The sequence below is a fragment of the Paramylibacter ulvae genome, assembly GCF_014652655.1.
GTDB lineage: Bacteria > Pseudomonadota > Alphaproteobacteria > Rhodobacterales > Rhodobacteraceae > Amylibacter > Amylibacter ulvae.
The window spans coordinates 341,341-365,381 of record NZ_BMZF01000002.1 but is presented as its reverse complement, the minus strand read 5'-3'; the positions used below and the strand labels follow the sequence as shown (position 1 = coordinate 365,381).

At 49.2% G+C, this 24,041-nt stretch carries 26 protein-coding genes; 15 read left to right on the top strand and 11 right to left on the bottom strand.

All coding sequences use genetic code 11. The features are described from left to right. Positions 1-6 precede the first annotated feature (6 nt). Complete coding sequence (locus IE094_RS06535; protein WP_189639774.1) at positions 7-780, top strand: alpha/beta fold hydrolase; 774 nt, start codon at positions 7-9, stop codon at positions 778-780. On the opposite strand, the gene IE094_RS06530 is transcribed toward IE094_RS06535, so the two are convergent. The 3 genes from IE094_RS06530 to IE094_RS06520 are packed head-to-tail and all read right to left on the bottom strand — an operon-like array spanning position 756 to position 4,289. After that, positions 756-1,103 (bottom strand): Hpt domain-containing protein, encoded by a 348-nt coding sequence (locus IE094_RS06530; protein ID WP_189639773.1) that lies wholly within the window; start codon positions 1,101-1,103, stop codon positions 756-758. The genes IE094_RS06535 and IE094_RS06530 overlap by 25 nt on opposite strands. After that, the gene (locus IE094_RS06525) at positions 1,100-2,434 is read right to left on the bottom strand and encodes a DUF3131 domain-containing protein (protein ID WP_189639772.1); all 1,335 of its coding nucleotides are present in this window, start codon (positions 2,432-2,434) and stop codon (positions 1,100-1,102) included. Before IE094_RS06525 ends, IE094_RS06530 begins: the two co-directional genes overlap by 4 nt. A gap of 4 nt (positions 2,435-2,438) precedes the next feature. Next, a complete protein-coding gene (locus IE094_RS06520) occupies positions 2,439-4,289 on the bottom strand; it encodes a glycosyltransferase family 2 protein (protein ID WP_189639771.1) in 1,851 nt (616 codons plus the stop codon). A gap of 151 nt (positions 4,290-4,440) precedes the next feature. On the opposite strand from IE094_RS06520, the gene IE094_RS06515 reads away from it, so the two are divergent. Together IE094_RS06515 and IE094_RS06510 are read left to right on the top strand one after the other, a co-directional pair. Further along, a complete protein-coding gene (locus tag IE094_RS06515) occupies positions 4,441-5,709 on the top strand; it encodes a PP2C family protein-serine/threonine phosphatase (RefSeq protein WP_229802112.1) in 1,269 nt (422 codons plus the stop codon). After that, positions 5,706-7,295 carry a peptidoglycan-binding protein gene (locus IE094_RS06510; RefSeq protein WP_189639770.1) on the top strand — a complete coding sequence of 530 codons (1,590 nt, stop codon included), beginning with the start codon at positions 5,706-5,708 and terminating at the stop codon, positions 7,293-7,295. The genes IE094_RS06515 and IE094_RS06510 overlap by 4 nt, the downstream gene beginning before the upstream one ends. Positions 7,296-7,298: 3 nt before the next feature. On the opposite strand, the gene IE094_RS06505 is transcribed toward IE094_RS06510, so the two are convergent. Beyond that, positions 7,299-7,739, bottom strand: a complete 441-nt coding sequence (locus IE094_RS06505; protein WP_189639769.1) for an NUDIX hydrolase — start codon at positions 7,737-7,739, stop codon at positions 7,299-7,301. 96 nt (positions 7,740-7,835) lie between these two features. Here IE094_RS06505 and hslO point away from each other — a divergent pair, with 96 nt between their 5' ends. From hslO to IE094_RS06475, 6 genes are all read left to right on the top strand, one after another. Further along, on the top strand, positions 7,836-8,834 hold the full coding sequence (hslO, locus tag IE094_RS06500) for an Hsp33 family molecular chaperone HslO (RefSeq protein ID WP_189639768.1): 999 nt from the start codon (positions 7,836-7,838) through the stop codon (positions 8,832-8,834). Positions 8,835-8,906: 72 nt separating this feature from the next. Continuing rightward, a complete protein-coding gene (locus IE094_RS06495; RefSeq protein WP_189639823.1) occupies positions 8,907-9,503 on the top strand; it encodes a CoA pyrophosphatase in 597 nt (198 codons plus the stop codon). Positions 9,504-9,540: 37 nt separating this feature from the next. Continuing rightward, positions 9,541-10,641, top strand: a complete 1,101-nt coding sequence (locus tag IE094_RS06490; RefSeq protein ID WP_229802109.1) for a CCA tRNA nucleotidyltransferase — start codon at positions 9,541-9,543, stop codon at positions 10,639-10,641. Further along, positions 10,631-11,239: a LysE family translocator gene (locus IE094_RS06485; protein ID WP_189639766.1), complete on the top strand. Its 609-nt coding sequence runs from the start codon at positions 10,631-10,633 to the stop codon at positions 11,237-11,239. The genes IE094_RS06490 and IE094_RS06485 overlap by 11 nt, the downstream gene beginning before the upstream one ends. After that, positions 11,236-11,808 carry a LysE family translocator gene (locus IE094_RS06480; RefSeq protein WP_189639765.1) on the top strand — a complete coding sequence of 191 codons (573 nt, stop codon included), beginning with the start codon at positions 11,236-11,238 and terminating at the stop codon, positions 11,806-11,808. Before IE094_RS06485 ends, IE094_RS06480 begins: the two co-directional genes overlap by 4 nt. 2 nt (positions 11,809-11,810) lie before the next feature. Further along, complete coding sequence (locus IE094_RS06475; RefSeq protein ID WP_189639764.1) at positions 11,811-13,040, top strand: class I SAM-dependent RNA methyltransferase; 1,230 nt, start codon at positions 11,811-11,813, stop codon at positions 13,038-13,040. Here the strand turns inward: IE094_RS06475 and dxs are convergent. The 6 genes from dxs to IE094_RS06445 are packed head-to-tail and all read right to left on the bottom strand — an operon-like array spanning position 13,037 to position 18,257. Further along, positions 13,037-14,965: a 1-deoxy-D-xylulose-5-phosphate synthase gene (dxs, locus tag IE094_RS06470; RefSeq protein ID WP_189639763.1), complete on the bottom strand. Its 1,929-nt coding sequence runs from the start codon at positions 14,963-14,965 to the stop codon at positions 13,037-13,039. The genes IE094_RS06475 and dxs overlap by 4 nt on opposite strands. Positions 14,966-14,993: 28 nt before the next feature. Further along, complete coding sequence (locus tag IE094_RS06465) at positions 14,994-15,869, bottom strand: polyprenyl synthetase family protein (protein WP_373295856.1); 876 nt, start codon at positions 15,867-15,869, stop codon at positions 14,994-14,996. Between the two features lie 5 nt (positions 15,870-15,874). Continuing rightward, positions 15,875-16,114, bottom strand: a complete 240-nt coding sequence (locus IE094_RS06460; RefSeq protein WP_189639762.1) for an exodeoxyribonuclease VII small subunit — start codon at positions 16,112-16,114, stop codon at positions 15,875-15,877. Then, positions 16,111-17,046, bottom strand: coding sequence for a histone deacetylase family protein (locus tag IE094_RS06455; protein WP_189639761.1), 936 nt, complete (start codon positions 17,044-17,046; stop codon positions 16,111-16,113). Before IE094_RS06455 ends, IE094_RS06460 begins: the two co-directional genes overlap by 4 nt. Before the next feature lie 3 nt (positions 17,047-17,049). Then, a complete protein-coding gene (locus tag IE094_RS06450; protein ID WP_189639760.1) occupies positions 17,050-17,751 on the bottom strand; it encodes a response regulator in 702 nt (233 codons plus the stop codon). A gap of 2 nt (positions 17,752-17,753) precedes the next feature. Then, entirely contained in the window at positions 17,754-18,257 is a 504-nt protein-coding gene (locus IE094_RS06445) for a MarR family winged helix-turn-helix transcriptional regulator (RefSeq protein WP_189639759.1), read from the bottom strand. Positions 18,258-18,411: 154 nt separating this feature from the next. On the opposite strand from IE094_RS06445, the gene IE094_RS06440 reads away from it, so the two are divergent. Continuing rightward, positions 18,412-19,281: a branched-chain amino acid aminotransferase gene (locus IE094_RS06440; protein ID WP_189639758.1), complete on the top strand. Its 870-nt coding sequence runs from the start codon at positions 18,412-18,414 to the stop codon at positions 19,279-19,281. A gap of 142 nt (positions 19,282-19,423) precedes the next feature. Here the strand turns inward: IE094_RS06440 and IE094_RS06435 are convergent, their stop codons facing one another. After that, positions 19,424-19,849, bottom strand: coding sequence for a lysozyme inhibitor LprI family protein (locus tag IE094_RS06435; RefSeq protein ID WP_189639757.1), 426 nt, complete (start codon positions 19,847-19,849; stop codon positions 19,424-19,426). A 302-nt stretch (positions 19,850-20,151) separates the two neighbouring features. Here IE094_RS06435 and rsfS point away from each other — a divergent pair, with 302 nt between their 5' ends. The 5 genes from rsfS (at position 20,152) to IE094_RS06410 (ending at position 24,038) form a co-directional block, all read left to right on the top strand. Further along, positions 20,152-20,490: a ribosome silencing factor gene (gene rsfS / locus IE094_RS06430; protein ID WP_189639821.1), complete on the top strand. Its 339-nt coding sequence runs from the start codon at positions 20,152-20,154 to the stop codon at positions 20,488-20,490. Next, on the top strand, positions 20,491-20,958 hold the full coding sequence (rlmH, locus tag IE094_RS06425; RefSeq protein ID WP_189639756.1) for a 23S rRNA (pseudouridine(1915)-N(3))-methyltransferase RlmH: 468 nt from the start codon (positions 20,491-20,493) through the stop codon (positions 20,956-20,958). Between the two features lie 69 nt (positions 20,959-21,027). Beyond that, on the top strand, positions 21,028-21,318 hold the full coding sequence (locus tag IE094_RS06420) for an SCP2 sterol-binding domain-containing protein (protein WP_189639755.1): 291 nt from the start codon (positions 21,028-21,030) through the stop codon (positions 21,316-21,318). Between the two features lie 57 nt (positions 21,319-21,375). Next, positions 21,376-22,902: a 2,3-bisphosphoglycerate-independent phosphoglycerate mutase gene (gene gpmI / locus IE094_RS06415; RefSeq protein WP_189639754.1), complete on the top strand. Its 1,527-nt coding sequence runs from the start codon at positions 21,376-21,378 to the stop codon at positions 22,900-22,902. Next, positions 22,899-24,038, top strand: a complete 1,140-nt coding sequence (locus IE094_RS06410) for a murein hydrolase activator EnvC family protein (protein ID WP_229802107.1) — start codon at positions 22,899-22,901, stop codon at positions 24,036-24,038. Before gpmI ends, IE094_RS06410 begins: the two co-directional genes overlap by 4 nt. The last annotated feature ends 3 nt before the right edge of the window (positions 24,039-24,041 follow it).

The window sequence follows — 24,041 nt, the reverse complement described above, 5'->3', positions numbered from 1 at the left end:
GGGCACATGTTACACTACCAAGAATTTGGCGAAGCCAGTGAATACCCAACATTGTTAATTGTGCACGGTCTGTTTGGGTCTGGCCGAAATTGGCGAGCAATTGCAAAACGTCTGTCCGCGGATCGGCGCGTTGTCACGGTGGATATGCGCAATCATGGCAGCAGTTTTTGGAACGACAGCCACACATATTTTGATATGGCGAATGATTTAGCAACCGTCATTCATACCCTTGGTTCGCCCGTGGATATCATTGGGCATTCAATGGGGGGAAAGGCAGCGATGATGCTCGCGCTGCAAAACCCCAAACTGATCGAAAAACTGATCGTGGTTGATATCGCGCCAGTTACATATGAACATTCGCAAATTTCAAATGTGCAAGTGATGCAATCAATTCCATTGGACAAGGTATCCAAACGTTCGGATGCCGATAAATTCATGGCCGAACACATTTCAGAGGAAATGGTTCGCGCGTTTTTATTACAAAGCCTTTCAATTGAAGACAGCCAAAACAGTTGGGTTCTAAACCTTGCCGCACTGGGCACAAATATGAATCAGATTGTAGGGTTCCCAGAAATCGACGCACAATTTACACCGCCCTGCATGTTTATTCGCGGCGCATTATCAGCATATATTTTACCATCACATCATCGCGCACTATTCCAACATTTCCCTAATGCAGAAATCCATACCATCGATGGCGCTGGCCATTGGGTTCACGCAGAATCGCAACGCGCATTCATCGCTGTGGTTTCTGATTATTTGAAATCTAAACCACAATGATCGCACGCTTGGTTCATAAATTGCAATTTTGATTGATCATATGTTGTGACAATAGTTTCAAGATTGACCGTTTCGCCAACACCATCATTCGCCAATTGTTCACCCTGTGAACACAAGTTCGCAAATATGACAAAGCCAAGGTTTGCAGCACTTCCTTTTAAAAAATGTAGTGCAGATGCCATGTCTGAATTTTCCAAACTGACAACCCCGCGCAGCGCATCAATCGCTTCGTCAACTTCTTCTAAAAAGACTTCTGTCACTTCGGCGAGGTCTTCCGTACCAACATCTTCTTCCAATTGCTGAATTTGCGCCCAGTCTATCATGATGCACCTCGTTTCATAAATCCTTGCGTGATCAACGGTCCAAATTCTTTGTAATAAATCGACTGTAATATGATCGCATTTGTGTTCGCAGTCGCAATTTTATTAACCGTTCCGTCGCTTTCGTACACGCCAGAATACCAACCTATTTCAGCATTCTTCGTCCGTTCGACATGCTTCACGAGCGCATTGGTATATTGCGTATCATATAACACGTTCCAACCAATTGCGGCTTTCGTGCTTACCGTTCGTAGGTGTTGAAATTGATCACCATTTTCGGCCAGCGTGTTCCACGCCACACCATTTGCAAAAACTGTATTATATAAAAAATACGGCTCTTGATCGATATTATCTTCGCTTACCGCGGTCAAAATTCCAGCGTTTTTATACCGGTTTTCCTGTGCGACATAAATGCGATGCGCCAGTTCCCTGCTCTCGCTATCAAATCCGAATTCAAGTGCTGTTAAAATATAGGGTTCACTGACCACATAATTATGCGCATCAAATTCCGCAAAAGAACGACTATCCACAGCGATCATTTGTTGGGATACTTTTTCAAAGCGTAAATAATCATCAAATTTTGCCGCCCGCAACGCATCCAACCCTAACAACGAAATGGCGCGAGCTGCGTATTCTTCGTAGCCAAGCCGCCCTTCTTGCACAAATTCGGTTGCATCGTCATCGGTGACACGTGCGCCATACAAAGTGCCGTCGTTGATCATTTTAGAAAAATCCCAAGCCTGCAAAATTTCTAACGCTTCTTTCGCATGGTGAGGATAATGTTGTGCAATGGTGGTCAGGGGAACAATCATACGCGCCACATCAAGTGCAGACCATCCAACACCACGCAACACAGGATCGTTTTTATAATTCGTCATTGTTAAAAATCGCGTTTCATACACTTTGTTTGGCAACCGGGAATCAAACAGCGGTAATGCGCGCAACGATGTTAATGCGCTGGCCATGCGCATATCAAATTCGACATCGGAAACGATACCAATTTTTTGCGCCGCAATGAGCCCCAACAAATACGACGCTTGATCCCAAATCGTCGTAGATGGAAAATTATCGGCGGCATTAACCAATCCCGTATCCTGTGTGTTGCGTTCAAAATACCGCCACGCGATCTTGGCCTGTTGCAAATCCTTTGCATTTATCACCGAAGGGTTTGCCAAAACCGTTTGGGCATCACTTGTTTCGATCAATATCGTTTTCTGACCGATATGCAGCGTTTTGGAAATTCCAGTCTCTGCCGAATATGCAATAGCGGCTGCGATACATAACCCCAAAACAAATGCGATATGGCTGCGTGCCTTGATGACGTTGTCGAACATCACTTCATACCTTCCTAAACCAACGACGGTTTTTTACATCGATTCTGATTAATGAATCCTTGCTCGGTTTCCATAATGCGGCACCAATCAACACGGTCATCGCATATGCATTCGTCGCCGCCCAAAATCCATTCACAACAAGCGCGGCTGTCTGACGTGGATCTGGATTGATAATTTGCACTGCTGTCGCCCAACACATGGCAATCATTGTGAGCGCCACAACGCATATTTGCGGCCAGACTAAATACAAAAAATCCCCTGATCGACGTTGTTTTGGTGTGACATGAAATTGAATTTCGCGCCCGCACATTACCGCCCACATGGCGCGCAGATTGAACGAAAAAAACGCAAGGTTAAGCATCCGACCTTTGCGATTATCAATGCCCCAAGTTCCCAACGCAGTGGCGCATTCATGCACCACCAAAAACGGAATCAAGTGCAAAAAGAATTCATTAGAATACGACGATATCGGTGAGATCCCTGTGAATAGGGCAATCAATGGAGCCGCAATGAAAATACAGTTCCATAGCGGTGCCAAATACGACCAAAATGTCATCGCATACATCAGTTTTTGTTGGAATGTCAGACCCGTCCGAAACAACGGATTGTCATTACGCAGAATATCCAATGTACCACCAGCGTATTTATACCGCTGCATTGCCCAACTGTGCATATCGCGGGGCGACAACATCTTGCTCTCAACATGGGGGTGCAACACTGATTTCCAATTTCGTTCTATATCTGACTGCAAAACAATTGATGTATAAATGTCTTCAGACACATGAAATTTGTATGGGGTGAATTCTGTAGAGATGCTAAATTCTTGCGTCACCGCGTTTGAAACTGCGCGACATTTTTCGTGGTCGGGTTCGCGACAGGTGTATGCATCCACATTTGCCTGAATTTGCTGTGCGTACGCTTTTAATGCGCCTTCCATTACGGCATCACGACGGTGAATTGAACCAGCTCCACAGCAAAACGATGCATTTGCACGATTGCGACGACGCAAGATAACATCATAAAACAGCTTTGGGTCGCTTACGAATGGATCCTTACCAATTGAAATTGAACCAACCACTTTTTGCACTAATTGACCAATGCATTTGCCACCACGCCCAAACCGCCGATCCAACAAAACATCAAGTGTAACCCCCTCTGGTATATCATAAAACCATTGCGGGGTTTGCACCCATGCAACATCGCTGTCTTTGAAATAACCAAGCGTATTTTCCAATATTGTCGGAAAGGGGCGCGTATCGGAATCAAGAATAACGACAAAATCGCCCGTAGAATGTTCCAACGCGTTGCGTAAATTTCCCGCTTTGTACCCGACATTTGAATCGCGCGTGATGTAATGTACGTTTTCCTGTGACGCCACTTTTCTCATCTGTGCCCGATTACCATCATCCAGCACATAGATATTGATCTCGATCTCATAAGGATATGTGATCTTTTTTGCATCTTGAATGGAATACCGTGTCAGCTCGGGATCTTCAGTATATGTCGGAATAAAGATATCGACGCTTAGGGGGTGTTCACCCCCATCGCTGACAAGTTCGCCACGTGATTGTGGTGGTGGTTGTGGTGTAACATCGCGGATCGACCACAAATTATTGAAAAACAAAATCATGCCAATAAACGCACAGGTTTCTGCACAAACCACAGGGATCGAAAACCATAGGGCATCGTAGTTGAGTGACATCGTCCATCGCCATATCAAATACCACCCCCCAAGGATCAATGCTGCAATCGCCACCGATTGCCACAAAAATTCCACCCATGCGTTATGGGCAACCGGGGCATCTGGTTTTCGGTTTTCGTATTCAGAAAAATAAAATTCTTTAGTGCGATTCATTTTTTGCCGATGTGATTCAATTTTTTAAACCATGGCGATGATGTCTAAATTTTTCGTTACATTTCCACGGTTTGTTTCCCTCATAACTTCATCGAAAATTAAAACATTCGCCGCAGGCTGTGGCAAAATTTGAAATTGTGTGGAATCGACCTTGGCATTGAATGCAACTGAATTGAACGCTGGAATCGCATCTGAAACCCTAACGCGGGTTTTGGTGGTCGATGAGAGCAAGATGCAACGCAAGCTTGTGATTGCATTGCTGAAAAAATGGGGTTTTGAAATTTTCGAGGCGGATTCTGGCAAATCCGCTCTCGAAATCTGTTCTCGGCAATCAATCGATCTGGTGATTAGTGACTGGGTGATGCCTGAAATGTCGGGCTTGGATTTTTGTGAAAAATTTAGGGCGTTACCGCGCGAACGATACGGCTATTTTATCTTGCTCACTTCTAAATCTGAAAAAGATGATATTGCAAAAGGGCTGGATGTTGGCGCTGATGATTTTTTGTCAAAACCAGTGAACTCTACCGAACTCCGCTCGCGTATTCAGGCCGGTCGGCGCGTGCTTGATATGGAAAAACAAGTTCACGCCCAAAATGCGAAAACAACTGCAGCACTCGCAGAATTGCAACGTGTTTACGAAGAACTTAACAAAGACTTGCTCGAGGCGGAAAAACTGCAACGATCGTTGATTCCAGAAAGTTATTCCCAACACGCCAACGTAGAAATTTCCAACATCTTTAAATCCAGCGGGCATGTTGGTGGCGATTTAGTTGGGCATTTTAACATCGACCAAGATCGCATGGGTATTTATTCGCTTGATGTATCGGGTCACGGTGTTTCATCGGCCCTGCTGACAATTCGGCTGGCTGGATATTTAAGCCCGTTTAACAAAGAGCAAAACATCGCCTTTTACAAATCAAATTCGGATGAATTTCTGGTCAAAGACCCTGCGGAAATCGCGCGTCATTTAAACGAACTTATGCTGCGTGACATGTCAACCGAACTTTACTTTACGCTTGCCTATGCAGATGTGAATCTACGAACGGGTGAATGTGCGATGGTTCAGGCGGGGCATCCCCATCCGCTGATATTTAATGCACACCACGGCATTACATTACTGGGCACAGGTGGCCCACCAATTGGCATGATTGACGGGATGATATACGAAACATTCCAGCACCACTTGGTTCCAAATGATAAATTGTTATTGCACTCTGACGGGCTTACCGAATGCGAAGACCCAGATGGGGCCCTATTGGACGAAGACGGTTTATCAAAGATATTGATGCGCAATGCGCAATCAAATGGACCCGAGCTTTTGAACGACATTTTGTGGGATTTGGCGGATCACGCACAGGGCGAAAACTTTGGCGATGACGTATCTGCAATCATGTTAGAATTTGCACGAGATAAAAAATGAATTCGCTTGGCTTGAAATCAGTGTTGCGAACGGTTCTGCGATGCGGGGCAATTACGCTAATTGGCTTGGTGGCGTTATCCGCCTGCGCTAATATTGCGCCCACGCTCGCACCACGTATCGCACAGCCAAACACACCAGTTGCGCGAAACTTCACTTCGTTTTCAACGTCATTGCGGTGTATGGACCAGCTGTTCGCGGTGCCAAAACGGCGATCTATATTGATTTCATCAACGGGCATTCCAGATTTCACTGGGAATATACGGGTTGGCGGCGATGATATGTTGGTCAACGCAATCAACCATATGAATTTGAAAAGCCAAGCATATGTTTTCATAGATCAATCCTTGGAAAAAGACCCTGGTCAGCTTTCAATACGCACACATGAATCTAAAGTGGAAAAACTTGCACTTGATCCCCAATATTATATTCGTGGATCAATCTCGCAATTGGACAAGGCCGTTGTGGATGACTCTTTTTCAGGGTCAATCGATCTGTTGAACGCCCCTAATCCGCCAACGATAAACGGCGGGAATTTGCGAAAATCAAATGGTGGGAACAGCAAAACCTTGTCGGTTGTTACTGTGGATTTGCATCTTGTGGCCTATCCGTCACGGCGCGTTATTCCAGGGGCATCTGTGTCAAATTCGATGGTGGTGACGGGGCGCGGCTATGGCTCTGGGGCAAGTGGACTAATCAAACTCACTGGTTTTGACGTCGCCATTCAGATAAATCGCGTCGAAAGCCAAGGACAGGCTGTGCGTAACTTGATCGAACTGGGCATACTGGAGTTGTTGGGTCGTCACGCAAAAGTTCCCTATTGGGATTGTCTCAATTTGCGCACGACGCATCAAAAGCGAACCAACCTGCACGAAACAGGGTTTCACGCAAAACCCCGGCCAGTGTTAATGAATCAGGTACAGGATTATCTGCGACAGGTTGGGTATTATTCTGGAAAAAATACTGGCATGTTGGATCGTAAAACGCGCATTGCGGTGTCGAAATTCCAAGCTGACCAAAAATTAATTGCAACTGGTGAAGTCGATTTCGATTTGTTTGAACGCCTAAAGGAACGCGCCGAAGGGTTTCCAACCCTGTCCGAAGCACGCGTTGGAAAGCTTGGGAAAATTTCACCCGAAACGAAAACGACCACTGGTGAAAAAACATCCCCCGTGAAATATCTAACCCTGGATCAAAGCAATCTCGCCGTTCGCCGCGGCGCCGCATTTACTGCAATGGCAGGATCGTCAATCAGCGGTTATATTGTCTGTTACCATCAACAGAACCTTGGGGAAATTACCCAAGTGTTCCCAATTCAATCGGGACAAACAGCACAAATTGCGCCGTCGAACAATTTGCTCGTTCCGGCCAAAAATTCACCACTCCAGATCATATTTGAAACCAAAGATGATCTGGAAAAGATCGCGTGCGTTTTTGATGCTTCACCGCTCGTTTCGAAAATTAGTCAAACACGAAACAAACAGGGGTTGATGATTACCAATGTCTCGGGCTTTGATGCTTTGTTGCGATCGCATCAGATTAAAAATCCAAAGGCGGAGCTTAGGATGATATCCGCACGTTCACCCTAGGGTTCAAAATCGCCGCAACAATTGCCGTACAAAATCGGCGTCACCTGCGTTGCTCAACATATGTGCCGCATCATCGCGATGGACCCATATGGAACTGTGATGTGGTTCAATCGGCTCACAAATTTGGCGGCTGGGGCGGCACAGGTAAATATGGCATACCTTGCGTGCCCAAATATCATAATCGGGCATATAGGTGTATCGTTGATACGCACCAAGACGGCGAAACACTTCAATTCGCCAACCAGTTTCCTCAATCACCTCGCGATGTAACGCTTGTATTGCGGTTTCTCCGGGATCAATCCCGCCACCGGGTAATTGGGTTTCAGAAAATGGTTTTGCCTGATGGGTCAGCAACACATCTTCACCACGGATCAAAACGCCATATGCACCCGGGCGGGTCACATATTCAATTCCAGGAATTTTCGGCTCACCATAACGTCTCATATCTTTCGCATATCAAGTTTTCTTGAAAAACACAGCAGAGAATTGCGCTTTGGGCAAAGAACCACTATCTGACCCGAAACCCAAAGGACGAGTCGTATGGATTTAATGGACAAAATTGAAAACTGGGATGAACTGGTTTTACCGTTTCAATTGGACGATGCAAACATTCGTGGGCGCATCGCACGATTGGATTCTGTTCTAGAGGATGTGTTGCGCCAACATGATTATCCTATGGAAGTCGCATCGTTGGTGGCAGAGGCCGCAACGTTGACGGCGCTGATCGGGCAGACAATAAAGTTGCGTTGGAAACTGTCATTGCAAATTCGCGGCGATGGTCCAATTCGTATTATCGCCACCGATTATTACGGCCCGAGCGCCGAAGGTGAACCTGCGAAAATTCGCGCATACGCAAGTTTTGACCAAGATCGATTGGATGAAACCAACGCAACACCATTTGAAAAAATTGGTTCGGGTATGTTTGCGGTTTTGATTGACCAAGGCGCCGATATGGCCCCGTTCCAAGGTATTACACCATTAACGGGCGGTTCGCTGACGAAATGTGCAGAAACGTATTTCGCACAATCCGAACAATTGCCAACACGATTTGAAATCACGGTTGGGCAATCCACAACCGCCGACGAAGGCAACGCATGGCGCGCGGGCGGTGTGATGGTGCAACATATTCCAGATGCATCACCTCTGATGGCAAAACCGGACGAAGACTCAAGCGGCCAGGACGGGCTGACATCAGCGACCGATTTGCTGGATGACGATGCTTCTGACAATTGGAACCGCATCAATATTTTATTGGATACTGTTGAAGAAACCGAATTGGTGGGGCCATTGGTTTCGCCTCCAACATTGTTGCACCGGTTGTTTCACGAAGAAAAACCACGTGTTTTCGATCCCCAACGCGTGAAATTTGGATGCACCTGTGGAGAAGACAAAGTTGTGCAAGCGATGTCGATTTACTCCGCAAAAGACATCAAAACGATGACAACGGATGACGGGTTAGTCACAGCAGATTGCCAGTTTTGTGGCGCCCATTACGAGCTGGATCCAGAAACTTTGGGCTTTGAGGCAACCAAAAAGTAACGATTCAGGCTTGCGCGTGGCGCGACGCTGCGCCATGAACTTGGCGTAATGGATCACTTGCAACAAACAGAAATGAAATTGCGCGCGGCTTTGGGAAAAGCGGCGCCAATTGCGTTGACCACGGATTTTGATCTGCACCCTGAATTGCGCCCGCCAAACCCAAAACTGCGCGATGCCGCTGTTTTGGTTCCCATTCATCGGGAAAATGATCATTGGTCGGTGATATTGACCAAACGCTCATCTGCGCTGAAACACCACCCTGGGCAAATCGCTTTTCCTGGTGGAAAGGTCGACAAAAGCGATGGCACAACGTTAAATGCGGCCCTGCGCGAGGCAAACGAAGAAATCGGTTTGCCACCCAGTTCGGTTGAAATTTTGGGCACGCTACCCCAACACCAAACCATTACCGCGTTTATGGTCACACCCTATGTGGGGCTCATCACCGATCCGATTGAATACCGCCGAGAGGTCGGTGAAGTTGCGGAAATATTTACAGTTCCCCTGAACCATTTGCTAAATCCTAACAGTTTTCAAATTCAAGGGCGGCGTTGGAACGGGCAGGATCGCAAATATTTCACGGTTCCATATGGCCCGTATTACATATGGGGCGCCACCGCACGAATGTTACGAATGCTGGCGCATGTGATGGAAAAATCAGATGCATATTAGTGCGGATTGGCTGAATCAACAAAACACCCGGACGGTTATGACCCTGTTAACAGGTGCGGGTTACGAGGCGTATTTTGTCGGCGGCTGTGTGCGTAATGCCCTGCTTAACGAACCGGCCAGCGACATCGATATATCAACGAACGCGCATCCTGATGCGGTCGTGAAAATTGCAACAGCGGCGGGCATAAAATCGATCCCAACAGGGATCGATCATGGAACCGTCACGATCGTAATTGGTGGCGATGCCTATGAAATCACGACATTTCGCAAAGACATCGCAACCGATGGGCGGCGCGCAATAGTTGCATATGCAGATAACATTATTGACGATGCGCGGCGGCGTGATTTTACCATGAACGCAATTTATGCGGATCAGAGTGGCAAAGTTACTGATCCTCTGAACGGGTTGCCCGATTTGCTGGCGCGCCATGTGCGTTTTATCGATGGCCCCGATCAACGCATCGCAGAGGATTACCTACGTATCTTGCGGTTTTTTAGATTTACAGCATGGTATGGCGATATCAATAATGGCATTGATGCCGAAGGTCTGGCGGCCTGTGCGCGTGGGTTGGACGGTTTGCAAAACCTGTCGCGTGAACGTGTTGGAGGCGAGGTTTCAAAATTGCTATCTGCGCCCAACCCCGCCCCAGCGGTCGCGGCAATGGCGCAATCTGGCGTATTGGCGCAAACCATCAAGGGTGCTCAGCATCAATTTTTGGCCCCCCTTATTCATCTGGAACAGCAATTTGATGTTGCACCAAATTGGATAGCACGGCTGGTATGTTTAACCCGTGATGCCCAAGATTTACGCCTGTCACGCAAGGATGAAAACCAGCGTATCAATTTGATAAAATTGCTGGATAACAACCCGCCACCACATGCGGCCGCCTATCGTTATGGAGCGACACTTGCATATTCTGCTGCATTAATCCTTGCCGCGTCGTTGGAATCTGTGCCGCCCAAGAAATTGCGTGAAAACATTGCCTTGGCCAATGAGGTCGTATTTCCGATTAAATCAACAGACCTGTCAGACCAACTTCAGGGAAAATCGCTGGGCAATGCGCTTCGAAAATTAGAACGCCGTTGGATACAGTCGCGCTTCACCATGACCAAACAGGAATTGTTAAATGAGCTTTGAATCATTGGTATCCTTGTTCACCATCGCGATGGTGGCAGGCTGGACACCCGGCCCGAACAATACGCTTGTTGCCAATTCAGCGGCGCGTTTTGGATTTGGGAAAACCATGCCCCATATCGCTGGCATCGGATTGGGTTTTCCGTTCATGGTGTTTTGCATAGCCTTTGGCCTTGGCGCGTTATTCCAACAAAGCGCAGTTTTGCGCGAAGGGTTGCGCGCGATTGGCATCATTGTTCTGTTATGGTTCGCGTACAAGGTTGCAACCGCTGGCAAACCCGACCCGAGCAAATCCGCTGATAAACCGTTCACATTTTTTCAAAGTGCCGCATTTCAATGGATCAATCCCAAGGGTTGGGTCATGGCGATCAGCATCACCAGCCAATTCATCGCGCCCCAAAACGCATTGGTTAGCGCGCTTACAATCGCAAGCGTTTTTGTGTTCGTCGGCTTCACATCGGCAAGTGGCTGGACATTGTTTGGCACCGCGATGCAACGCTGGCTCACCAATGATACACGGGTGAAAATATTCAAATATACTATGGCGGGGCTGTTGGTATTTTCCATTGTTTTGATCGCCAAAGCAAAGCTTGGATCATGACCGCACTGCTCATTTTTATTTTTCTGGGTTTGTTTAGCCCTGGACCAAATGTCATTATGTTGACCGCATCTGGCGCGAATTTTGGCATGCGAAAAACCTTGCCCCATCTGTTTGGTGTGGTGCTGGGCGTTGGTATCATCGGCGGTGCAACTGGATTAGGTTTGGGAACAATTCTACAGGCAGCACCACAATTGGAATTTATGCTGAAACTGATCGCGGCGGGGTGGATTTTATGGATGGCCTTTGCGTTGTTGCGTAGCGCCAAACACCACACCCCAGAATCCGTGAAACCATTTACGTTTTCACAGGCGGTTTTGTTCCAATGGGTCAACCCCAAGGTTTGGGCAGTGGCGATTGCGGGTGCGGCATATGTTACGCATCTGACACCGATCGATCAGGCGATTACCCTTGGCCTCGCGTTTTCGGGGATCAATCTGGGGGTTTGTTTATTCTGGACATACTCTGGTGATTTATTATCGCGGTTGTTGAAAACCGACGAAGCGTGGTTTGTATTTCGCATCGTGATGGCGGTATTATTGGCTGCAACAATTTTGTTAATATTGGGCTAAACATGGTACAGACACTTCGCATCGAAAAACTTGGTCACCAAGGGAACGGAGTTTCTAGCCTACATGGCATGGATATTTTTGTTCCATTTAGCCTGCCTGGTGAATTGGTCGAGGGCGAAGTGAGTGGCGATGAAATTGCCAAGGCACGGATATTGGAGCCTGTCGAAGCCCGCGTCAAAGCACCCTGTCGCCATTTCAAAACCTGTGGCGGTTGCGCGTTACAACATGCCAGTGATGCATTCGTTGCCAATTGGAAACAACACCAAGTTCAAACCGTTCTGGAATTGGAAGGGTTATCGCCGATATTTCGCCCTATCGCCACATCCCCAACCGCAAGCCGCCGCCGTGCAACATTTACAGGTCGGCGTGGGAAAAAGGGTGCGATGATCGGTTTTTTTGCGCGCGGCACTGACACATTGATCGAAATCACCGAATGCCATTTGGTTGAACCCGCTTTGATGTCGGGATTTGTTGGAATGAAAGAATTGGTTATGATCGGGGCATCGCGCAAAACACCCCTACGCATTGCCACAACCAACACCGCAAACGGGTTGGACATTGATGTGACCGAAGGCAAAGAATTAAACATTGAACAATCCGCCGCGCTTGGCGGGATAGCCGACAAACACGGCTTTGCCCGCATCACGTGGAACGGCGAAGTGGTGGTACAATCCGCACCACCCGTGCAAACATTTGGCACCGCTGCCGTGATCCCCCCAAGTGATGCGTTTCTACAGGCCACGCACCACGGTGAAAAAACGCTGGTCGATGCGGCACTATCGGCGGTTGGCCCTGCCAAACGCGTGATTGATCTGTTTTCTGGTTGTGGCACATTCGCACTGAACGCGGCGAAATTTGCAGAGGTTCACGCCGTCGAAGGATCCGCGAGCATGATCCGAGCACTTGATGCGGGATGGCGTGGTGCGACTGGTTTAAAAACCGTAACTTCAGAGGTGCGTGATTTATATGCGCGGCCATACTTACCAGATGAATTGAGCAAGTTCGACGCGGCAATTATTGACCCACCGCGCGCAGGCGCATTATCCCAAACCCAAGAATTGGCAAAATCCAACATCAAACATGTGGCCTTTGTGTCCTGTAACCCCGCCACGTTTTCACGCGATGCAAAATTATTGTGCCGCGCGGGGTTCCAATTAGATTGGGTACAAGTGGTTGATCAATTCCGCTGGTCATCTCATGTGGAATTAGTGGCGCAGTTTACGCGGGATTAACCGCGTTTGGCGATTTGACTGATGCCCAGCGTTTCCAGTACCTTTGACTCGATCTCTGGGGCGCACATGCCAGCGGACGCATACATTTTTTCAGGCGTGTCTTGGTCAATAAATGTATCTGGGAATACCATGGAACGGATTTTCAATCCGTGATCCAATGCGCCCTCATCCGCCAATAACTGCATGACATGGCTGCCGAATCCGCCAACGCTTCCTTCTTCGATCGTGATCAATGCTTCGTGGCTTGCGGCCAGATCCAAAATCAAATCGCGATCCAATGGTTTGGCAAAACGCGCATCGGCGATAGTTGGGCGAAGCCCGCGTGTTTCCAATTTTTCAGCGGCTTTTTGCACCTCTTGCAGGCGCGCACCAAACGATAGGATTGCAACGCGAGCACCCGATTGCACAATGCGGCCTTTGCCGATTTCCAACACTTCACCCGTTTCAGGTAAATCGATACCAACACCAGCACCGCGTGGGAAACGAAACGCAGATGGCCGATCATTGATTGACAGGGATGTTGCCACCATATGCACCAATTCCGCCTCGTCCGCGGCGGCCATCACCACCATATCGGGCAGGTTCGCAAGGAACGCGATATCAAAGCTGCCCGCATGGGTTGCGCCATCCGCGCCAACCAATCCAGCGCGATCAATTGCGAACCGCACGGGCAAGCGTTGCAACGCCACATCATGCACGACCTGATCGTAACCGCGTTGCAGGAATGTGGAATAAAGCGCGCAAACGGGTTTCAATCCGCCCGCTGCCATGCCCGCACAAAACGTTACCGCATGTTGTTCGGCAATGCCCACATCAAACGTGCGCGAAGGGAACCGTTCAGCGAAAAGATCAAGCCCAGTGCCATCAGGCATCGCGGCAGTGACAGCAACAACCTTGTCGTCCTGTTCCGCCTGTTTGATCAAACTTTGCGCGAACACTTTGGTGTAGCTTGGCGCATTCGATGGTGTTTTTTTCTGTTTGCCAGAAATCACATCAAATTTGGCAACACCGTGATATTTATCATCCGATGCTTCGGCAGGGGCATAACCCTTGCCTTTTTGCGTGATTGCGTGGATTAACATCGGCCCCGTTGCGCGATCTTTGACAGTGCGCAAAACATTCAACAGCTGATCCATGTCATGACCATCAATCGGCCCGACATAAGAAAAACCAAGCTGTTCAAACAACGTGCCGCCTACGGTCATATGTTTCAACATATCTTTGGCGCGTTTTGCACCATCTTGGAGTGGGTGGGGCAATAACGATACCGCACCTTTGGCCGCGGCCTTAAGTTCTTGAAACGGTTCACCAGCGTATAGTTTTGACAAATAGGACGACATCGCCCCAACGGGTGGAGCAATCGACATTTCATTATCGTTCAAAATCACGATCAAACGTTTGCCCAGATGCCCCGCGTTGTTCATCGCCTCATACGCCATACCAGCGGATAGTGCCCCATCACCGATTACAGCAATTGCATCACCCAACCCATGTTCGGGCGCGCCGCCCAAATCACGTGCGACAGCAAACCCGAGTGCTGCGGAAATTGAGGTTGAACTATGCGCCGCGCCAAATGGATCAAACGCGCTTTCGCTACGTTTTGTAAAACCAGATAACCCGTCAGCCTGTCGAAGACTCAGCATTCGATCACGCCGACCTGTCAGAATTTTATGGGGATAGCATTGATGGCTGACGTCCCAAATCAAACGATCCTTGGGCGTATCAAACACCGCGTGAATGGCCGTGGTCAATTCCACAACACCCAGCCCAGCGCCCAAATGCCCCCCCGTTTGCGACACGACTGAAATTGTTTCTTGGCGCAATTCGTCCGCCAATTGGCGCAGCTGTGCATCCGAAAACTTTTTCATGTCTTCGGGTGTATTTACCTGATCAAGCAGGGGTGTATCGGGGCCAGTGGCGGTCATGTGGTTACCTTTGGTTTTATGGATACTATCACATGTCGCGATGTAAAACGAATTGGGCGACGTGACGCAGCGGATCCGCTGATGCACCATATGGGGCAAGTGCGGTATTCGCTGTGTTGATCAATTCGGCGGCGCGCGCTTTCGCCCCATCCAGCCCCAACAATGACACGAACGTGGCCTTGCCCGCGGCGGCATCTTTTTTCAAACGTTTACCTGCGGTATTTGCGTCGCCTTCGACATCCAAAATATCATCAACAATTTGAAACGCCTGCCCCAATGCGGCGGCATATTCGACCAACGGGCCAATGTATTGGCGCCCGATCATTGCACCAGCGGTGGCGGACCATTCAATCAACGCCCCCGTTTTGTTGGCCTGTAATTGGGCAATCTGTTCAAGGTTCAATTTTTTACGTGCGGTTTCAGCGGCGATATCTTGGACCTGCCCCAAGACCATACCATTTGCACCTGCGGCCTTGGCCAAGGTTGTCATCAGGGTTACACGCACCTCGGCGCTAGTGTTCAAACCACCCAGAATTTCGAATGCGAATGTTTGTAATGCGTCACCAACCAAAACGGCGGTGGCCTGATCCCATTTCACATGTACGGTCGGTTGCCCACGGCGCAGATCATCATCATCCATGCACGGCAAATCATCATGCACCAATGAATAGGCATGCATACATTCAATTGCCGACGCGACCGCGACCGCCTTTTTATTATCCACGCCAAACATTTTGGCACTTTCCATCACCAGATAGGCACGCAATCGTTTGCCACCGTTCAAAACAGCATGGCGCATGGGTTCACCCAGCGGATTACCGTCGGGTGTTGGCAGGATACGATCCAATTCCAATTCAACCAATCGAGCGGTTTCTTTTAGCTTTGTTGCAAATTCCTCGGACACAATGATTACTCGTCCGCAGCGGTCAGGCCGTTTGGTTTCCCATCCGCCCCGAATGTAATTTTCGCTACTTTTTCTTCGGCAGATTTCAATTTGTCTTCGCAATGTTTTTTCAACTCTGCGCCACGTTCATAAAGCTTGATTGAATCGTCCAGTGCGACTTGGCTGCCTTCAAGCTGTGTCACCAATGTTTCCAGTTCTTGCATCGCCTGTTCAAACGACATTTCTGCGACGGGTGTTTGTGTCATTTACTGTACTCCATCAAAACACGAATATGTGCGGCACAAGACTGTGCCAATGCGCGCAGATCATACCCGCCTTCCAATGTTGATACAAGGCGACCCGAACAGTGATCGCGTGCAAAATCACACAGGCTGCGCGTTGCAATGGCAAAGTCTTCTGTTTCAAAGTTTAAACCCGCCAATGGATCATCGCGATGAGCATCAAACCCCGCAGAGATAAACAACATTTCGGGTTGGTGCGCGATCAATGCTGGCAATATCTGATCGTTCATCGCGGCATGCAGCGCCGCACCCGTTGCGCCCGTTTCAATAGGAATGTTCAATACGTTCCCATGCGCGCCCACCTCGTGGGGATACCCCGTACCAGGGTAGAGCGGCATTTGATGGGTTGATACAAACAAAATACGTTCATCATCCCAGACCAAATCTTGGGTGCCATTACCGTGGTGCACATCAAAATCCACAATCGCCACACGTTTCAGGCCATGGTTTTCCAATGCGTGTTTCGCAGCAATCGCCACATTGCCAAACAAGCAAAACCCCATTGGCGTTGTTTTTTCCGCATGGTGTCCTGGTGGTCGCATGGCGCAAAATGCATTGCCTGCGTCACCTGACATTACCATATTCACAGCTTGGCAAATACCACCAACACCGCGCAAGGCGGCGTCCAAACTGCCTGCTGACATATGCGTATCAGCGTCCAGTGAAATGGTTCCTGTTGCTGGTGATGCAGATTTGATTGCGCTCAGATGTGTGGCGGGATGGGCCAACAACACCTGTTCATCGGTTCCCAGTTCTGATTCCAGCCGGAACAATGCATCAAATTCCGCAGATCCTAGCGCATCATAAATCGCTTGTAGCCGCGCCACCTGTTCGGGGTGACCGATTGGCGTTTCGTGTCTCAATCCATCGGGATGGGTGATCAATGCCGTTGTCATGATTTAATCAGGCGCCAACATATAACCAGCACCACGCACAGTTTGCAGATATCGCGGCGCTTTTGGATCGGCTTCAATTTTACGACGCAGGCGGGTGATTTGCACATCCACCGCACGTTCTTGGCTGGTCACACCATCGCGTGCCAAATCTTCGACCAGTTTATTACGGCTGACAGGGCTGTGGGGCATGGTGGAAAAAATGCGCATTAACGCACCCTCTGTTGCGGTCAGGCGTACAAGGCTTTCACCATGCCATAATTCGCCGCGTGAAATGTCATAACGAATTTCACCCATATGAAGCGTCTTTGGCGGTTCGTCTCGTTGTTCATCGGATGGTATACGGCGCAAAATCGCGTTGATACGCAGCACCAATTCCTTGGGCTCGAACGGTTTGGTCAGGTAATCATCTGCCCCTGCTTCCAACCCCATGATGCGTTCATTGCTTTCACCCTTAGCCGTGAGCAGCAAAATCGGCGTGGTCAGCGTTTCGCGCAAGCTTCTGGTCAATGTAACACCATCTTCGCCTGGCATCATCACATCCATCACGATCAGATCAAATTCCAACCCTTCCAGCAAACGCCGGGCATGGGCCGCATCGCGTGCCGCGCTCACCCAGTAACCGTGGCGCGCCAAAAATTTTTGCAGCAAACCGCGAATGCGCTCGTCATCATCAACGATCAAAATATGTGCGTCTGGTTGATCCATTGTTATCCTTTCAAACCTTGCACACGTTTGCGCATTTCGGGGTCCATCATATTTTCCAACACGGCGCGAAACCCACGCACCGCATCAGGGCCAGCATCACGAAATGCCGCTCGCATACGCACGCGTTGCGCATCGGACAATTCTTGTTCCAAATCCTTACCCTTTTGGGTCAGGTATAAATTACGTTGGCGACGATCTGTGGTGCCAATACGGCTTTCAACCAGACCATCATCGACCAATTGACGCAAGACCCTGTTCAAAGATTGTTTCGTCACGCCAAGGATATCTAACAAGTTGTTCACCGTAATGCCGCGCTTGCGGTTAATAAAATGCACTGCGCGATGGTGCGCACGACCATAGGTATAATTTTGCAAAATCTTGTCAGGGTCTGATGTAAAGCCCTTGTAAGCAAAAAACATCAGCTCGATCCCCTGCAACAGATTATCATCCGTGAGGAACAAAAGATCTTCGCCGTGGTTGCCGCTGGTCACGTTGCCATCTTGCATGGTTTTCATCCTGCCCTGTTTTTCATCACTTTATGTCAGTATTGTTGACATTCCAAGAATCAAATGCTAGCTGATTCTTGGTTTTACGCAATATTATGACCGAAGCGGCCTTAATTGCGAAACATTTATAAAGTTATCTTGTTAGGAGGATACCATGGCCGGTGCTTATGATGATCGTGACGGTAAAATTTGGATGGACGGAAAGCTGGTGGATTGGCGCGATGCGAATGTGCATTTGTTGACCCATGCAATGCACTATGCATCATCTGTATTTGAAGGTGAACGTGCGTATAACGGTAAAATCTTTAAAAGCTGTCTGCATTCCGAACGTCTGTTGAAATCTGGCGAATATATTGATGTGCCAATTCCATACACTGTTGATGAAATCGAAGCCGCCAAATACGAAGTGATGCAGGCCAATGGTTTAACCGATGCCTATGTGCGCGTATTGGCATGGCGTGGTTCAGGCACCGATATGGGTGTCGCATCGCAAGCAAACCCAGTGCGCATGGCCGTGGCCGCGTGGGAATGGGGCGCATATTATGGTGATGCCAAAATGAAGGGTGCCAAGCTGGATATTTCCAAATGGAAACGCCCCAGCCCCGAAACAATCCCTTGTTTTGCAAAGGCTTCTGGCCTTTATATGATCTGTACAATGGCCAAACATCAGGCCGAGGCAAAGGGCTGTTCCGACGCCATGATGTTCGATCATCGCGGTTATGTGGCAGAGGCGACGGGTGCAAACCTTTTCTTTGTGAAAAACGGCGAGGTCCACACACCAGACCCCGATTGTTTCTTGAACGGATTAACCCGCCAAACGGTGATTGATATGCTGAAAGAAAAAGGCATCAAAACCCATGTGCGCCACATCATGCCTGAAGAATTAGAAGGTTTTGAACAATGCTGGTTAACGGGCACTGCCGCCGAAGTGACCCCTGTTGGGCAAATCGGTGATTACAATTTTGAAGTCGGCGCAATGGCGCGTGACATCGCAGAATCATATGAAAAACTCGTGCGCGCATAACGCATTGTTTTGATATGGCAGATGACAAACGGCGCGAACATTCGCGCCGTTTTTTTATGTGATTCACCTGTAAGACATCCGTGGGACAGACGTCGGACAAGTGGCGGACAGCTGTCAGGCACGGGCTTTGCACAAAATTTGTTCACTTAATGCTGGCATATTCACGAAGATGCAGAATGCGCAGGAGCGTAAGATCAACGCGACAGGCAAGTGTTACATTTATTGCACCAGTTCCGCCAAGAGAAACACGTTCAGGAAATTGGCAATGCAATTTGCGGTATTGCTCAAAGGCGATTTGGGTTTCTTGTAGAAGCGTGCTGGTGAAATGATCACTTTTCAAGGCGTGTTCATGATCAAAGGCTTCTAATGCGTTGCGCGCTCCCAAATAAGCATCGACCATTTCGCGTTCTACTGTTTCACCCACAGCAAAAAAGCATTCTCTTACTTCGTTGACAGCATCCCCGAGTGTTCTGCATTCATGGAACCGATCAGGTTTGGGCGCTAGTTCACCTGACATCGTGATGGACGGGATCAGAAGTAGTATCCAAAAAACGACGATTTTCGGCATTTATATACCCTTTCATGTATCAGAAAGGAGCCTCGCACAATTATGCCAAATGGTTAAGAGGGTTAAGTTTGCGCTCACAGCATGTGCATCCATGCCTGCGGCGCGGATATTTTGAACATTCGGAGAAATGACGTTGGGAATTGGCGCGGTTCACGTCCGTGTGTTTCACCTTGTCGCCAGTTCTATGCTCTGTTAGTTTGGGGATACCTTAGCACCAAGGATCGGTGCGTTACACGGAGGATACGGTTCTGGCTAGAACTGTTGATGCAGCAGAACCTGCAAATGCGACAAACATCCCGAGCATGTCTTTGCTCGATTTGGTTTTGAATTCACTTCAAGATGACAAAGCAGAGGATATCATTCCCATCGACCTGTCTGGAAAATCTTCCATGGCGGATCATATGGTTGTGGCATCTGGCCGTTCATCACGCCAAGTGGCGGCGATTTCTGAAAAGTTATTGCAGCGGATCAAAGAAACCACAGGGATAATCGCAAAGCTGGAAGGCAAAGGCACGGGCGACTGGGTTTTGGTGGATGCGGGCGATATTATCGTTCATGTGTTCCGCCCAGAAGTGCGCGAATTTTACCAGATCGAAAAGATGTGGTTGCCTGACGAAGCCGCCGAACCAGCGGACGCATAAATGCGCGTGCATCTATGCGTGATTGGCCGATTGCGAAATGGGCCGGAACGCATATTGATTGACGACTATCTTGATAGATTTAACAAAGCGGGACGTGGCATGGGCCTTGGGCCCGTTGTTGTGCATGAATTGGAAGCCAAGAAAAGCGGCATGGCCGACGAAGCCACGCTGTTGCGCCGCGCCATTCCAAAGGGTGCGATTTTAATCACGCTGGATGAACGCGGCAAGGTGATATCAAGCCCCGACTTTGCGCATCGGTTGGCAGAGTACCGCGACCAAGGGCGTGGAGATATTGCTATTGTCATTGGGGGTGCGGATGGCATTGCACCCGATCTGCGCAAAGAGGCGGATTTCAGCATCAGTTTAGGCAAAATGGTTTGGCCACATATGTTAGCGCGTGTGATGATCGCAGAACAGTTATACCGCGCCGCCAGCATTCTGAATAATAGCCCATATCACCGCGTGTAATGCCGCCACGAAAGAATTGTTTGATTTGGCCATTTGAGTTAGCCGTTTAAAAACTTTGGAAAGAATTGCATGACACATAGTGTAGAAGACATCGTCGCCCTGTTGGATAGCAAAGCACGTGGGAACATTCGCGGCAGTGCAAAATTGGTGTTCACCGACCTTGCCACCATAATCCTGACCGAGGACGGTGCCACATTGGGTGACGCAGACGCCGATGTGACATTGAGTGCCGCACCCGAAGTATTTGCCGCGATTTTGGACGGAAGCCAAAACCCAATGATGGCGGTGATGAAGGGTAAGTTAAAGGTGGATGGCTCAAACACGCGCGCATTGAAGGTGAGCGACATCTTAACACGTTGAATGGTTGATTACGCAGCCTTTGCACAGTAAAACGCTGGTAAGCAAAGGACATTATCCATGACGACCCCCAAACCTGTTATTCTGTGTATCCTCGATGGCTGGGGATTAAGCGATATACGCGATGGCAATGCCGTGGCATTGGCAAACACCCCGACATTTGATCGGATCATGGCGGATTACCCATCGTCGACCTTGATCACATATGGCACGGATGTTGGTTTGCCCGCAGGGCAGATGGGCAATTCCGAAGTGGGCCATATGAACATTGGCGCTGGGCGTGTTGTGGAAATGGATCTGCGTAAGATTGAAAGCGCGGTGGAACGCGGCGTATTTGATACCCTACCTGGGATCACGCGATTTATAGCGGCGCTGAAGGCCAGCGGCGGTGTTGCCCATTTATGTGGCGTGCTGTCCGATGGCGGTGTGCATAGCCATGTGGATCATATGATCGCCACCGCCAAGGCCTTGGGTGCAGCGGGGTTGGACGTGAAGTTGCACCTGTTTGGCGACGGGCGCGATGTGGCGCCAAAGTCGGCAATTGGATATTTGGAACATTTGGAGCGTGAGCTTGGCGATACAGTTGAGATCGCCAGCATTTCCGGACGGTATTTCGCGATGGATCGTGACAATCGTTGGGAACGTGTGGCACAGGCCTTTGGCGTGATGGTGCATGGAGATGGAGTGCGTGGTGATAGCGCGCGCATAGTGATTGAAGCAGCCTATGCCAATAATGTGACGGATGAATTTATCCCGCCAACCGTGTTGGGCGATTATGCAGGGATGCGTGATGGTGATGGCATCATGTGTTTGAATTTTCGTGCCGATCGTGCGCGCGAAATTATGGCGGCGATTGGTGATCCTGCCTTTGATGCGTTTGATACGGGTGCGCGACCATCGCTTGCGACTATCTGTGGGTTTGGTGAATATTCAGATGCGCATAATGCGTATATGGATGCGGTATTCCCGAATGAGGATATCAAGAACACATTGGGTGAATGGGTTTCAAAGCATGGGCGCAGACAGTTTCGTATTGCAGAGACTGAGAAATATCCGCATGTGACGTTTTTCCTTAATGGTGGGGTGGAGACACCCGCACTAGAAGAGCATCGCTATTTAGCGCCGAGCCCCAAGGTGGCGACGTATGATTTGCAACCTGAAATGTCATCGGGCGAAGTCACGGATCATTTGGTCGAGGCAATTTCGCAGGGCGGGTATGATTTGATCGTGGTGAATTATGCCAATCCAGATATGGTCGGACATACAGGTGATTTGGATGCAGGGATCGCCGCGTGTGAATCGGTTGATCGTGGGTTGGCCGCGGTGATGTTGGCGCTGGATGCGCAGGGCGGAGCAATGATTGTTTGCGCCGATCACGGCAATTGCGAAATGATGATTGATCCAAAAACCGGCGGGCCACATACCGCGCACACGACCAACCCTGTGCCCGTGGCATTGATCGGCGGCCCCGAAAATGCGCAATTGCGCGATGGCGGACGATTGGCGGATTTAGCGCCCAGCCTGTTGGCGTTGATGGGTTTGGAACAGCCCACGGAAATGACAGGCGAAAGTTTAATTATTCAATGAAACCCGTGCGTGCCATTGTTGGTTTGATCGCGGCGATGTGCATGGCATCAGGCGCATTTGGCGCGGCCAGTTCAACAAAAATGGCGCGGGATGCATCGCAATCGTTGCGCGAAGCGAGTGCCAAGCTGATCGCTGCGGAGTCTGCAGATGACCGCATTGCCGCACTGACCCAAACCATTCGCGCATTCGAAGACGGATTGTTAGCCATGCGCGATGGGTTGCGCACCGCCGCCATTCGCGAACGTGTGATCAAGTTGGAATTTGAAAACCGCCGCGATCAGATTAGCCAGCTTTTGGGGGTTTTGCTCACACTTGAGCGCGCGACAACCCCATTGTTATTGATCCATCCAGAGGGCGCGGTTGGCACGGCGCGATCTGGCATGATGGTATCAGAAGTAACGCCGGGATTACAGCTTGAGGCGGAAAACTTGCGCGTTCAATTGACCGAATTAGAAGAAATTCGCAGCATGCAACAGCTTGCTGAAGAAGATTTGCAACTAAGCCTTGCTGGTGTGCAAGAAGCGCGGGTGAAATTATCACAAGCAATCAGCCAGCGCGAAGAATTGCCAAAACGGTTTAGCGAAGATCCCATCCGCATTCAAATTTTGGCAGACAACAGCGCAACATTGGATTTTTTCGCCGATGCGTTAACACAAATTCCATTTGATGAGCTGGACGAACAACCGATTCCATTTGAAGAATTACGTGGGAAATTGGTGCTGCCGACCACTGGAACGCTGTTGCGCAAGTTCAACGAGGCGGACGCGGCTGGGCTAAAACGCCCTGGTATTTTGCTGGCAACATCCAGTTTGGCATTGGTTTCATCCCCCGTTTCGGCAACAATTCGATACGCTGGACCATTTCTTGATTACGCAAATGTTATTATTCTTGAACCCGATGCGGGTTATCTTATTGTATTGGCAGGCATGAGCCAAGCGTATGGTGCGGTTGGCGAAGTGGTTGAAAAAGGCGACCCTGTGGGGCTTTTGGGCGGAAAAGAAGCGAAACTTGGCGATTTTCTGGTCGACGCATCACAAGGGAGTGGTACTCTGGGGCAAGAAACGCTCTATATAGAAGTACGAGAAAACGGAAACCCGACGAATCCTATGGATTGGTTCGGATTGGAACAGAATTAGGAT